This window comes from Arthrobacter sp. D2-10 (assembly GCF_054161285.1).
In genome coordinates this window covers 2613482-2626629 of the sequence record NZ_CP096431.1, presented here as the reverse complement: position 1 = coordinate 2626629, position 13148 = coordinate 2613482, and the positions used below count along the sequence as shown (strand labels likewise).

The following is a 13148-nucleotide window of genomic DNA, read 5'->3' as shown; positions in this document are numbered from 1 at the left end:
CTGCCTACACTGATGCGATGATGCGACGATCAGCCCTGGTGACAGGTGCAGGGCGAACCGCGGGGCTGGGTGCAGGAATAGCCCGTGCACTCGCTGCTGACGGATGGGACCTGGTGCTCTCCTACTGGCACCCTTACGACCAGCGCGTGAACCAGGCTGAGGATCCGTACGGGGAGCTCCGTGACCTGGCGGCGGAACTGGAAGCGATCGGATCGCGGGTGACGCTCCTGCCTGCGGACCTTGAGCAGCCGGACGCTGCCGAAGCCCTCATCCAGGACGCAGCAGAGCTGGGGCCGCTGACCGGGTTGGTGCTCTCGCACACAGAAAGTGTTGACTCGTCCATTCTCGACACGACCCTGGAAAGCTTCGACCGTCACTTCGCGGTCAACGTCCGCGCCGCCTGGCAGCTCATCCGCGCCTTCGCACTGCAGTGCCCGGACGACGGCGGCGCCATTGTCGCACTGACAAGTGACCACACCGTGCATAACCTCCCGTACGGTGCGTCAAAGGGCGCGCTGGACCGCATCGTCATCGCCGCTGCCCGCGAACTCGGCGGCCGGAACATCAGTTCCAACGTGCTCAATCCGGGTCCGGTGGATACCGGGTGGATGACCGATGACGTGCGCGAAGCGCTTACCCGGCAGCAGCCAACCGGAAGGCTGGGCACACCGGCGGATGTGGCCGGCGTCGTCGCCTTCCTCCTCTCACAGCAGGGACGCTGGATCAGCGGTCAGCTCGTCAAGGCTGACGGCGGGTTCTCCGCCTGAAGTTCCCGTCGGAAGTAGCCGGTTAGGATCATTCCATGACTGCTGGTCTCCTTCTCGCCGTGTGCCGCGTTCACGCCCTGCTGCCTACCAAGGACTCCACCGGCGTCACCGCTATCGACAAACGGGCGGCCGAAGGGCCTGTGAAGGTGCACCCCCTCGGAATCACCGGCGACATCCAGGCCAGCCGCAAACACCACGGCGGTCCGTCCAAGGCCGTGTATGCCTACTCCCAGGAGGACGCCGACTTCTGGTCAGCAGAACTGGGACGCGAAATGGAGCCCGGCAAGTTCGGAGAGAATTTGCGCGTCTCCGGAATTGAGGCGTCGCACGCGGTCATCGGCGAACGGTGGCGTATCGGGGAGGTGCTGCTGGAAGTGACCGAGCCTCGGACCCCGTGCGTCAACTTCGCCCGCTACCTTGGTGAGCCGAACTGGGTGAAGCGCTTCGCGGGCGAGGGCCGGATCGGCACGTATCTCCGCGTGGTCAGGGGCGGCCAGATCGAGGCGGGGAACCCCGTCGTCGTCGAACACCGCCCGGCGCACGGTGTGACCGTCGGCCAGCTTTTTGCCGGTCCCTCGCCGGAGCAGGCGGACAGGCTGCAGGCAGCGCACGACGCCGGGGCCAAGCTCACCCCCGACGTCACCAAGGTGCTCGCCCGCGTGCAGGCGCAGCGCCCGCCGGCACAGCAGGTTTCCGCCTAGCCGCTGGGTGCCGGACTGCGTGCCTAGGTGCGTGATTCCGGCCGGGACCTGCGGCGGGGGAGCCAGGGACGGGGACGAGTGTCGATCTCGCTGGGCAGCGCGGTCTCGATGCGGTCGTCCACCTGGTCGCCGAAGTGCTCGCTGAAGTTCTCGGACAATTCACTGGTGACGCTTTCGCCGATCTCCCGCTGCAACTCCTCCCGGCGTTGACGACGTTCCGCGCGCACCAGTAATTGGTGCTCGGCATGTAGGGCTTTGTAGAGACTGATGCACATGCCGATAATCACCACGCTGATGGGTAGCGCCGTGAGGATCGATCCGGTCTGAAGGGCAGCAAGGCCGCCGGCGAGCAACAGTGCGATCGCCAGGGCTCCTTCCAGGGAAGCCCATAGCACCCGGCTCCACTTCGGCGGATTGGTCTCGCCGCCGGAGGCCAGCATATCCACCACCAGGGAACCGGAGTCAGAGGAGGTGATGAAGAAAATTGCCACCAACGCGATGGCAATGATGGACAGAAGTCCGCCCAGGGGCAGGCCCTCGAGGAGATTGAACAGAACGCTCTCCGAGACGATGCCTTCCGCGGGATCGAACAGTCCGCCGTTGAAGTCCTCGAATGCGCGGTCGATTGCGGTTCCGCCCATGACGGCGAACCAGATGAAACTGACCATCGAGGGAACGAGCAGCACGCCTAGTACGAACTCGCGAACAGTGCGCCCGCGGGAGATACGGGCGATGAAGAGGCCAACGAACGGCGCCCAGGACATCCACCATCCCCAGTAGAAGATGGTCCAGGAGCCCTGCCAGTCGCGGCCTTCCTGTCCGGCGAACGCGCTCGAATCGAAGGTCAGTCCCACGACGGACTGCAGGTAGCCTCCGAGCGCCTGGACGAACTCACGGAACAGGAAGAGTGTGGGGCCGAGGAGCAGGACAGCGATCAGGAAGACCCCGGCCATCCCGAGGTTGATGTTCGAGAGCCACTTGATGCCCTTGTCGACCCCGCTGACAACGGAGAAGATGGCGATGAAGGTGATGACGATGATGAGCCCCACCAGGAGCGCATCAGAGGTCTCACTGAACGCTCCCAGTTGAACCAGTCCTGCCGAGATCTGCTGCACTCCGAGCCCGAGCGAGGTTGCCACACCGAAGACGGTGCCAACAATCGCGATGATGTCGATGACGTCTCCGACACGTCCGCGAACCCGGTTGCCTAGGAGCGGCTCAAGAGCCCAACGGATGGAAACCGGCCTGCCCTTGCGGTGAATGGCGTAAGCCAGCGAAAGGCCGACGACGGCGTAGATGGCCCACGCGTGGAAACCCCAGTGCAGGTAGGTCTGCGTCATGGCCGCGTTCGCGAGATCCCTTGCATCCCCCTCGACCCCGGGCTTGGGGTTGACGAAGAAGTTCAACGGCTCCGCTGCGCCCCAGAAGACGAGACCAATTCCCATCCCGGCAGCGAAAAGCATCGCAAACCAGGAGAGCAGCTTGAACTCCGGCTCGCCGTCATCCTTGCCCAGCTTGATATCGCCGAACCGGCTCAGCCCCATCCACACGGAGAAGACAACAAATCCTGCGACGGCAAGAATGTAGTACGGGCCGAAGACCGCTACCACTCCGGTCTGTGCGGCTGACAGGACAGACCCGGTGCCCTCGGGAAAGACAATTGCCAGCAGTGCGGCAGCGAGGATGATGACCAGAGCGGGCCAGAAGATCCTCGGAGCGAGAATCACGCCCTTGCGGCCGCCTCGCTGCTTCCCGGACGACATTTCCTCCGCGGATGATTCCCGTTCTGATTTCATGACGACCCTTCAAAGCTGCGAGCTGTGAGCAAATTCGGATCACCAGTTTTTCGCGCTTGGATAGGCATTGCAAACGAGCGGTAGATCGCCCGATCGCAACCTGTGGGCATCCTCACGCCCGGGACGGCGCCGAAGTGGGGAACCGGATCAGGCGAGTACGCTACACTTGAAACATCCCCCACACCGGTTTTCCCTTTATTCCTGCCCTGAAGCGGCATGGATTGGTTGTGTTGGGGCCCGCAGCGATAAGCAAAGCGGGCAGATTCATTCAGGGAGCGCCGGTCATCAGAACATTGCACTTCACCGCTGTGAGAGCGGCCGAAGCTGGAATGTAAGGTCCTGCCGCGGGATTGAAACAGCGCTGGATTTCCTGTTCATACGGCTCATCGCAGCCGCCCGGCTCCTAGTGAAGGTCAACTTCCCCATGCCTGAAAACCTGTCCCCTGACGCCTCCGTCACCCCTGAAACCGAAACTCCGGACGTGAAGTTCACCGACTTCAACCTGGATGGCCGCGTCCTTGCTGCCCTCTCCGACGTCGGCTACGAGAAGCCTTCGCCGATCCAGGCAGCCACCATTCCGGCCCTGCTTGAAGGGCGCGACGTCGTCGGTCTGGCCCAGACCGGAACCGGTAAGACCGCAGCATTCGCCATCCCGGCACTGTCGAAGATGGCCGAGCTGGCAGACCTCAACGGTCCCGCGAAGTTCACGCAGGTCCTGGTCCTGGCTCCGACCCGCGAGCTCGCGCTTCAGGTTGCCGAGGCCTTCACCTCCTACGCCAAGCACATCGACAACTTCACCGTGCTGCCCGTCTACGGCGGTTCCGCCTACGGCCCCCAGCTTGCAGGCCTGCGCCGCGGCGCCCAGGTAGTTGTCGGTACCCCGGGACGTGTCATCGACCACCTGTCCAAGGGATCGCTGGACCTGTCCAACCTGCAGTACCTCGTGCTCGATGAAGCCGACGAGATGCTGCGCATGGGCTTTGCTGACGACGTGGAACAGATCCTCGCCGGAACCCCGGAGGACAAGCAGGTCGCGCTGTTCTCGGCGACCATGCCGAGTGCTATCCGCCGCATCGCCCAGAAGTACCTGAACAACCCGCAGGAAATCACGGTCAAGTCCAAGACCACTACCGGCGCCAACACACGCCAGCGGTTCCTGCAGGTCATGGGCCCGCACAAGCTCGACGCCATGACCCGCATCCTTGAGGTCGAGGACTTCGACGGAATCATCGCCTTTGTGCGCACTAAAATGGCCACTGAAGACCTGGCGGACAAGTTGCGTTCCCGGGGCTTCCAGGCCGCTGCCATCAACGGTGACATCCCGCAGCAGCAGCGTGAGCGCACTATCGAGGCATTGCGCGACGGCAAGATTGACATCCTCGTGGCAACGGACGTCGCAGCCCGAGGCCTCGACGTCGAGCGCATTTCGCTCGTGGTCAACTACGACATCCCTCATGACACCGAGTCCTACGTGCACCGCATCGGCCGCACCGGCCGTGCGGGCCGTTCCGGTGACGCCATCCTGTTCATCACGCCGCGTGAGAAGTACCTGCTGCGCTCCATCGAGAAGGCAACCCGCCAGCCGGTGGAACAGATGCACCTGCCTTCGACGGAGGCCGTCAACGAGCTGCGCCTGAACAAGTTTGCGGAGCGCATCACGGAGACCCTCGCCACCGAGGACGTCTCGATCTTCCGTGACCTGATCGCGAACTACGAGGATGAGCACAATGTGCCCGCGGCGGAGATTGCTGCTGCACTGGCCGTCATGGCTCAGGGCGGAAACCCGCTCCTGGTCAAGGACATCCCGCAGGCACCTGTCGGTCAGAAGGAACGCGCAGGCGGCCGCAAGGACGCCTTCGGCTCCCGCGGCCCCACGCGCACCCTCACCGAGGGCAATGCGACCTACCGCATCGCAGTCGGCCGTCGCCAGCGCGTCATGCCCGGCTCCATCGTTGGCGCCATCGCCAACGAAGGTGGACTATCGTCGTCGCAAATCGGCGGGATTGACATCCGTGCGGACCACACCCTGGTCGAGCTCCCAGCCGAGCTCTCCAAGGACCAGTGGCGTGCGCTGTCCAAGACCCGCATCGGCGGCGAGCTGATCCACCTCGAGCTGGACAAGGGGCGCCGCCCCAACCGCGAGCGTCCCGCCGGCGACTTCAAGAAGCCGCACCGCAAGGGGGACGGCGACTTCCGCGCCGAGCGCTCCCACGGCAGTGACTTCCGCAGCGAGGGAACGCACAATGACCGCGGCTTTGGCTCCGACGACCGCAAGGCCCGTCACAAGAAGGGTGCCGGCGCCGGCACCGGCCGTCGCGACAAGTGGTGATTTTGCTCTCCCTGTAGGGAACTAGAACGACGCCGGTCTTCCGCAGTTGCGGAGACCGGCGTCGTTGTTTCTGGGGTCGGTTCAGCTCCCAAACGGGCCCCTGGGGCTCGATTTTTCAGCACGCGATTTAGCTGGTAAAGTTTTCTGCTGTTGCCCCCCTAGCTCAGTGGTAGAGCGCGTTCTTGGTAAGAACGAGGTCACCGGATCGATTCCGGTGGGGGGCTCGAAATGGGAGGCCCGCTGAAGATCGTAAGATTGAATGCGGGCAGTCTCATTTGTGGCGGTGTAGCTCAGCTGGTTAGAGCGCACGACTCATAATCGTGAGGTCGCGGGATCGAGTCCCGCCACCGCTACAGATACCAGGCCGGCGGCTCAGAGAGCTGTCGGCCTGCTGTGTTTTCGGCTGGTCCCGCTGCGGGCGGGCTGTGGTCAGCCTCCTTATAGTATGGGCCCGAGGCACATCGACAGGACAAGGAACCATGACTGATAACGATTCGGCCTGGGGGCCGGGCGAAAACCCGGAAGATTTTCCGACCCGCGCAAGCCGACGCCGCTCCGGACGTGAACCGGGCACAGGTCCCATCTCGGAAGTCCCTCGGTTCGCGGACCGCCTGACACCCGCACCGCAGGCTGCCCAGCCGGTACCAGCGCAGTCCCCGGCGCCAGCCCAGCCGGCACCAGCCCAGTCTCCGGCGGCAGAGCCGGTCGAGGACACAGTCCGCCGCCCGGTGCTCGACATCCGTTTCGACGAGTCAGCCCACAGCGTCCGGACCATGTCGGTCCCCGTTGTTCTTCCCCAGCAGGCACCGGTCGCGGTGAGCACGGTGCCCCCGGCACCGGTGGCAGCCCCTTCCGCAGCATCCGAGGACGCAATGCAGTCAGAAACGGGTACCCGAACCACGACGCCGGTCACTGAGGTGCCGGTTGTTCCCACCGTCCCGACCGCTCCCGCCGATCCTCCCCGACAGACGCGCAGGCAGGAGGAGGGCCGACGTCGTTCCTTCCTCGCCGCAGATAACGGCACTATCCCCGCAGAAACGGGACTGCGGGGGCTGCTCTCGCGCCTGGGCATCCGCATGGCCCCGTCACAGCGGGAGCTCACTGCACGTGCCCATACCCGCGCCGTGAGCCAGCACTGGCCCGGCCCGCGCACCATCTCCGTGGTGAACGGCAAGGGCGGCGCCAACAAGACCCCGACCACCGTGATGCTTGCCGCCGTCTTCGCACGGAACGGTGGGGGACCGGTGCTCGCCTGGGACAACAACGAAACCCGCGGCACCCTCGGCTGGCGGACCGAGCAGGGCCCGCACAACTCCTCGGTCATGGATCTGCTGCCCGAGACCAGCCAGCTGCTGGCACCCTCGGCGCAGTCCGCGCTGCTCGCCCGGTATGTCCACCACCAGACGGAAGACAAGTACGATGTCCTCCGGTCCAAGCCGGACGTGCTCGCCTCCGAACAGAAGATCACCGCTGACGACTTCGACGCTCTCCACGAGGTGGCGTCCAAGTATTTCCGCCTGAACATCGTCGACTCCGGGAACGATGAAACGGCAGAGCGCTGGCTGCGCATGATTCACCACACCGACCAGCTGGTGATCGCTACCACCACGCTTGAGGAACATGCGGAAGCCGGCGCCCTTTTGCTCGAGGCGCTGCGCGGCCGCGGCGGCAAGTACGCCCAACTGTCGCAGAACGCCGTCGTCATAGTCAGCCAGTCGGACAAGAACGGTACCGCAGCGCAGGCGCAGCACATCGCCGATGGATTCGGACAGCTGGCCCGCGCGGCAGTGACCATCCCGTACGACGTGGCCTTGCTGAAGGGCCGCATCCGATGGGGGGCTCTCAAGCCGGCGACCCAGAGTTCGTGGCTCGCCGCCGCCGCCGCTGTTGCCGACGGGCTCTGATACTCAGCTTGCTTATCATTCCGATCATTCCTAGGCTGGATATGTAAGCCAACGGAATGGAGGAAGCATGACTATGCACGATATTTCCGGCAAGAAAGTGGCCTTCCTGCTCACGGACGGCGTCGAACAGGTCGAGCTGACCAGCCCCTGGGAAGCCGTCAAGGGCGCCGGTGGAGTGCCAACGCTCGTAGCCCCCAGCGAGGGTTCAGTGCAGGGCTTCAACGGCACCGAGAAGGGCGATACGTTCCCCGTCGACCTCACGGTGAGCCAGGCGAAGGCTCAGGACTTCGACGCGCTGGTACTGCCCGGTGGAGTCGTCAACGCCGATCACCTGCGCGTTGACAAGGACGCGCAGGCCTTCACCCGCAGCTTCTTCGAGCAGCACAAGCCCGTCGCGGCGATCTGCCACGCGGCGTGGCTGCTCATTGAGGCCGGTGTGGTGAGCGGACGCTCCATGACGTCCTACCACACGCTTGAGACCGACCTCAGAAATGCCGGCGCGCAGTGGACCGATGATGAGGTTGTGGTGGACCAGGGCTTCGTGACGAGCCGTAACCCCGATGACCTCCCGGCCTTCAACGACAAGGTGCTCGAGGAGATCGCCGAGGGTCCGCACGAGGGGCAGACCGCCTGACCCTCCTCCTTTGTTTCGCCCGGCTGCCCCGTCCCTGACGGTTTGCGTGGCGGCCGGGCGGCTTCAACCACAGGTCCGGTAGCGTGGCGACATGCTTACCGGACCTTTCCTGTGCCACGGCGTGTCCTGGAGCAGGTCCGGCCCATCACTGACGCTCGCCAGCCCGCAGGGCGCTGTGACGCCCATGCCTCTGACCGGTCTGCCGACTTTCCTGGGCTTCCGGATCCTCAGCCGCAGCGGAGAGCGGTTCTGCCTCGGTTATTCCAAGGCGCTTGGCGCCAACGGACGCCGATCCTTTCCCTGTCCCGAACAACGGACGGCTGACCGCGGTTACCAGTGCGGACCCTGCTTCGCCCGGGACGACTTCCGGTTCATGCACGACGTGCACCGCTCGGGAGTGGCGCCCGAGGGCCTCACCGCCTACCTCGCGCAGGACCACTGGCTGTATGTCGCCACGTTCGCTGACGGCTCCACCAAGGTGGGCACGGCATCGGACCGCAGCAAGTGGACCCGGCTCGCGGAACAGGGAGCCGTCGTCGCCCGCTACGTTGCCCACGCCGAGGACGGCCGCGTTGTCCGGGTCCTTGAAGACGCAGTCACCCGGCATGCCGGCCTGCCGCAGGCTGTGCGGTCGGCAACGAAGACTGCCGCGCTCTTCCGCCCCCTGGCATCGCCGGAAGTGGACAAAGAGAACCGGGAGGCCGCCGGCGTCGTCCAGGCCCTGCTTGCCCAGGGGATGGATATCGACGGGTTCGAGGCGGTGGAGGAGCAGTGGGAGGCACCGGAAAGTTGGCCCGTGGTGCTCACGGCGCGGGCGCCGGTCTACCCTCTCAGCCTTGACGCCGGGGACCACGGGGGACGGGTGCTGGCGCTCCTCGGGCAGACCGCGCTGTTCGAGCTTCCGGAAGCTCGCTTCCTGCTGAACCTCACATTGTTGCGCGGACGCCGTATTGAGCTTGGCGAATTCCGGTCCGCGCCGGTTGCCGTCCAGGACGAGTTGTTCTGAGGACTCCGCCCGGGAATCCCACACGAGGGGGAAGGCGGATGTGAAGCACCTGGGGAAACACTATTCGCTGGGCAAACATAGGTTCGGTTAGGCTTACCTTTGTTCGTTTGCCTGCGGCCGCTGCCGCTACCTCCAGGAGTACCAACTCATGAACCGACCGAAGCTCGCTGCTGCCTGCGCTGCATTCACCATCCCCATGCTGGCGCTGTCGGGCTGCGGCGTCCTTGGCATTGGCAGTGCGCCTGCCGACCTGCAGATCTACACGGCCCGGCACTATGACCTGGAGGGTGCGTTCGGCGAATTCACCGATGAAACCGGCATCAGCGTTGAGTTCATCACCGGTGATGATGCCGAGTTGCTCGAGCGGCTCAAGGCGGAAGGAAGCGACACGCCTGCCGACGTTTTCATGACCGTGGACGCCGGCAACCTCTGGAACGCTGCCCGTCAGGATGTGCTGGCCGCGACGTCGTCGGCCACGCTGGACGAAGCCGTGCCGGAGGATCTTCGCGACCCCGAAGGGCAGTGGTTCGGACTCGCCATGAGGGCCAGGACCCTGACCTACAACCCGGACAACGTCGATCCGGCAGAATTCGACGCCGCCGACAGCTACGCGGGACTGGCCGACTCGAAGTGGAAGGGGCGGCTCTGCATGCGCGACGCCACCTCGTCGTATACCCAGTCACTCGTTGCGAGCCTCATCGACCTGCACGGACGCGACCGCGCCCTTGAGATCGTCGAAGGGTGGGTCGCCAATGAGGTGGACATTATGAGCAATGACGTCCTGCTGCTCGAAGCGATCGACGCCGGCGCCTGCGACGTGGGAATCAACAACCACTACTACCTGGCCCGCACCCTCGAAGAAAACCCTGACCTTGCCGTGGACCTCTACTGGGCAAGCCAGGAGGGCGCCGGTACCCACGTCAATATCTCCGGGGCGGGCATCGTCGCCAACTCCGACAACGCCGAGCAGGCGCAGCAACTGATCGAGTGGCTCGCCACGACGGGACAGAATTCCTTCGTCGACGCCAACCATGAGTTTCCGGTCAATCCGGAGGCCGAGCCCGAACCGGTCATCGCCGGATTCGGTGAGTTCAACCGCATGCCGCTGAACGCTGAAGCGTACGGTGACCTGAATGCCGAAGCGATCGACGTACTGGCTGAGGCCGGCTACAAGTGAGTGACCCGGCTGTCCTGGTTGACGCCGCCGTTTCCGGCAGGCGCCGGCGCCTGCTGACCGGGAACGGCCGTCCGCTGTGGTCGGCGGCAGTCCTGCTGGCAGCCCTGCTGGTGGCAACTCCGGTCGTCGCGGTGGTGATCGACGGGCTGGGAAGCCTGAACTCCGGCAGCCTGCCGCAGGACATCGGTCCCATGATCCTCACCACGGTTCTCCTGATGGCGGGGGTGGGCACCGGCACGCTGCTGATCGGGGGCGGGTTGGCCTGGCTGGTCACTGCCTACGACTTTCCCCTCCGCAACCTGCTCTCGTGGGCGCTGGTGCTGCCGTTGGCCATGCCGGCCTACATCCTCGGTTTTGTCTTCCTCTCCACTTTCGATGTGGGCGGACCGGTGCAGTCATTCCTGCGCACGGTCCTTGGCCCCGGCGCCTGGTTGCCGGAGGTTCGAACCCTGCTCGGCGCTGTCGTCGTGATGTCACTGACGCTCTATCCGTATGTCTACCTCCTGGCCCGTTCGGCGCTGGTTGAGCAGAGCGCCACAACGTACGACGCCGCACGCACCCTCGGTGCCAGCCGCTCACGGACGCTGTGGAGAGTGGTGGTGCCGATGGCGAGGCCCTCGCTTGCAGCTGCCCTTGCGCTGGTGATGATGGAAACCCTGACGGACTTCGCAACCGTCCAGTACTTCAATGTCCAGACCGTCGCCGTCGGGGTTTACCTGGTGTGGAAGGGCAGCTTCGAGTTCCAGGCAGCAACGCAGCTCTCGATGCTTGTGCTCCTGTTCGCGGTCGCGGTCCTGGCCGGTGAACGGCTCCTCCGCGGACGCTCCCGCTTCCACCAGAAGCACGGCCGCGGTGAAGGGCTGCGTGCCCGGCGGCTCACCGGTTGGACCGGCTGGGCAGCCGCTTTCGTGGGCCTGGCCGTGCTCGGCGCGGGGTTCGCCCTTCCTGTTGCCCAGCTGGTCGGATGGGCCATCGGCGAGGCCGTCGGCGGTTCCGAGCCGTTGCTGGATCCGCGCTTCGCCCAATACCTCGTGAACAGCATTGCCGTTGCCTCGATTGCTGCCCTGTTGTGTGCGGCGCTTGCGCTGATGATCGGACACGCACAGCGGCTGGGCGGCGGCCCGGTTGTGGCAGCGGCAGCGCAGCTCACCACCTTCGGTTATGCCGTGCCGGGCGCGGTGATCGGTATCGGTGTGCTCATTGCCTTCGCCCGGCTGGATGAGTGGCTCGAGGTTGCAGGAGTCCCGGGTGGGACCGGCCTGCTCGTGACCGGCTCAGTAGCCGGCATCCTTTTCGCCTACCTCGTGAGGTTCCTTGCCCCTGCCTACCAGGCTGTGGACGCCAGCTTCGCCAAAATCTCCCCCGCCCTCACCTTCTCCGCGCTGAGTCTCGGGTCGACGCCGCGCAGGCTCCTGACCCGCGTACACCTCCCGCTGGCCCGCCGCGGTGCAGCCGTAGCGCTGGTACTGGTGGCGATCGACGCCGTGAAGGAACTGCCGATCGTGCTCCTGCTTCGGCCTTTCGGTTTCACCACCATCTCTGTATGGGTCTACGAGCTGGCCCGTGAAAACTTCTGGGAGAAGGCAGCGCTGCCCGCCCTGGGGATCGTCGTGGTGGCAGTGATTCCCGTGTACTTCCTTTTCCGCCGGACGGCCGGCCTCAAGAACGGAGCGGTGGCGCATGGCCAGTAACCTGATCGACGTCACGACGCCGGCGTTGACCCTTGAGGGAATCAGCAGGCGCTACGGCGGAGTCTCGGCAGCCAAAGCACTGGATCTGACGGTGGCAGCCGGTGAATTGGTGACCGTGATCGGGCCGTCAGGGTGTGGAAAGTCGACCATGCTTCGGCTGATCGCCGGCCTTGAGCGCCCGGACTCCGGATCGATCTCGATCGCTGGGGAGGTGGTTGCCGACCGGCGGCGGTTCCAGGAACCCGAACGACGCCGGGTGGGACTGGTCTTCCAGGACCACGCACTGTTCCCCAATCTCACCGTCGCCCGGAACGTCGCCTTCGGGGTCAATCGCCTGCCGGCCAGAGAAAGGGAGCAGCGCGTTGCCGAGGTCCTGGAACTGGTGCGCCTGAACCACCTTGCTGCCCGTTATCCGCACGAGCTCTCGGGTGGAGAGCAGCAGCGCGTCGCCCTTGCGCGTGCCTTGGCGCCCCGCCCCGCCGTCGTACTCCTGGACGAGCCGTTCTCCAGCCTGGACGAGACCCTGCGCGGCAGGGTGCGCTCGGATATTGTCGCGGTGTTACAGGAAACGGGCACCACGAGCCTGCTCGTGACCCATGACCAGACCGAAGCGCTCTCCGTGGGGGACCGCGTGGTGGTGATGCGCGACGGCGTGATTGAGCAGGCTGATACGCCCGAACGGGTCTTCGAGCAACCGAGCACACGATTCGTGGCGTCCTTCATGGGAGACGCGGACTTCCTCCCGGCGAATGTTCACAATGCGCTGCTGACCTGCGAGATCGGTGTGGTCTCGACGGTGCCGGGCTGGGCGAACTGCGACGTCGATGTCGACGTCGTGCTCCGGCCTCACGAAGTAGCGCTCGCCCTCGATCCGAGTGCGTCTGCGCAAGTCGTGTCCCAGGAGTATCGGGGCGCCTTCGTCCTGCACCACGTCCGTCTGGCATCCGGCAGGACCTTGCGGTCCTGGCAGCCGCACCACGTCCGCTATGCACCCGGGACCCGGGTCAGCGTGACTGTCGCTCCCGGAACATCCCCCACCCTGCTGGTCAATGACCGAGCCATCACCGAGCCCCCGATCGCCGCCGCCGGCCGCGCACTGCAGCTGCCGGAGCCGTCGCCCGTCCCCACCTCGAGGTAGCACCC

Annotated in this window: 10 protein-coding genes and 2 tRNA genes; 11 read left to right on the top strand and 1 reads right to left on the bottom strand. The window is 65.2% G+C overall.

Annotated features, from left to right (window positions below):
* The first annotated feature begins 17 nt into the window (after positions 1–17).
* Positions 18–767: an SDR family oxidoreductase gene (locus M1D74_RS12285; RefSeq protein WP_309071457.1), complete on the top strand. Its 750-nt coding sequence runs from the start codon at positions 18–20 to the stop codon at positions 765–767.
* Positions 768–802: 35 nt separating this feature from the next.
* Positions 803–1468 carry an MOSC domain-containing protein gene (locus M1D74_RS12280; RefSeq protein WP_458115473.1) on the top strand — a complete coding sequence of 222 codons (666 nt, stop codon included), beginning with the start codon at positions 803–805 and terminating at the stop codon, positions 1466–1468.
* A 23-nt stretch (positions 1469–1491) separates the two neighbouring features.
* Here the strand turns inward: M1D74_RS12280 and M1D74_RS12275 are convergent, their stop codons facing one another.
* Positions 1492–3264, bottom strand: coding sequence for a BCCT family transporter (locus M1D74_RS12275; RefSeq protein WP_458115472.1), 1773 nt, complete (start codon positions 3262–3264; stop codon positions 1492–1494).
* Positions 3265–3688: 424 nt separating this feature from the next.
* On the opposite strand from M1D74_RS12275, the gene M1D74_RS12270 reads away from it, so the two are divergent.
* From M1D74_RS12270 to M1D74_RS12230, 9 genes are all read left to right on the top strand, one after another.
* Entirely contained in the window at positions 3689–5593 is a 1905-nt protein-coding gene (locus tag M1D74_RS12270) for a DEAD/DEAH box helicase (RefSeq protein WP_309071454.1), read from the top strand.
* 152 nt (positions 5594–5745) lie between these two features.
* Positions 5746–5817, top strand: a tRNA-Thr gene (locus M1D74_RS12265).
* 55 nt (positions 5818–5872) lie between these two features.
* Positions 5873–5946 (top strand) — tRNA-Met (locus M1D74_RS12260).
* A 126-nt stretch (positions 5947–6072) separates the two neighbouring features.
* The gene (locus M1D74_RS12255; protein ID WP_458115471.1) at positions 6073–7497 is read left to right on the top strand and encodes an ATPase; all 1425 of its coding nucleotides are present in this window, start codon (positions 6073–6075) and stop codon (positions 7495–7497) included.
* Between the two features lie 67 nt (positions 7498–7564).
* Entirely contained in the window at positions 7565–8131 is a 567-nt protein-coding gene (locus M1D74_RS12250) for a type 1 glutamine amidotransferase domain-containing protein (RefSeq protein WP_458115470.1), read from the top strand.
* Positions 8132–8222: 91 nt separating this feature from the next.
* Positions 8223–9137 (top strand): DUF2797 domain-containing protein, encoded by a 915-nt coding sequence (locus tag M1D74_RS12245; protein ID WP_458115469.1) that lies wholly within the window; start codon positions 8223–8225, stop codon positions 9135–9137.
* Between the two features lie 148 nt (positions 9138–9285).
* The gene (locus M1D74_RS12240; RefSeq protein ID WP_458115468.1) at positions 9286–10314 is read left to right on the top strand and encodes an extracellular solute-binding protein; all 1029 of its coding nucleotides are present in this window, start codon (positions 9286–9288) and stop codon (positions 10312–10314) included.
* A complete protein-coding gene (locus M1D74_RS12235; protein ID WP_309124574.1) occupies positions 10311–12005 on the top strand; it encodes an ABC transporter permease in 1695 nt (564 codons plus the stop codon). The genes M1D74_RS12240 and M1D74_RS12235 overlap by 4 nt, the downstream gene beginning before the upstream one ends.
* Entirely contained in the window at positions 11995–13143 is a 1149-nt protein-coding gene (locus M1D74_RS12230; RefSeq protein ID WP_458115467.1) for an ABC transporter ATP-binding protein, read from the top strand. The genes M1D74_RS12235 and M1D74_RS12230 overlap by 11 nt, the downstream gene beginning before the upstream one ends.
* Positions 13144–13148 lie beyond the last annotated feature (5 nt).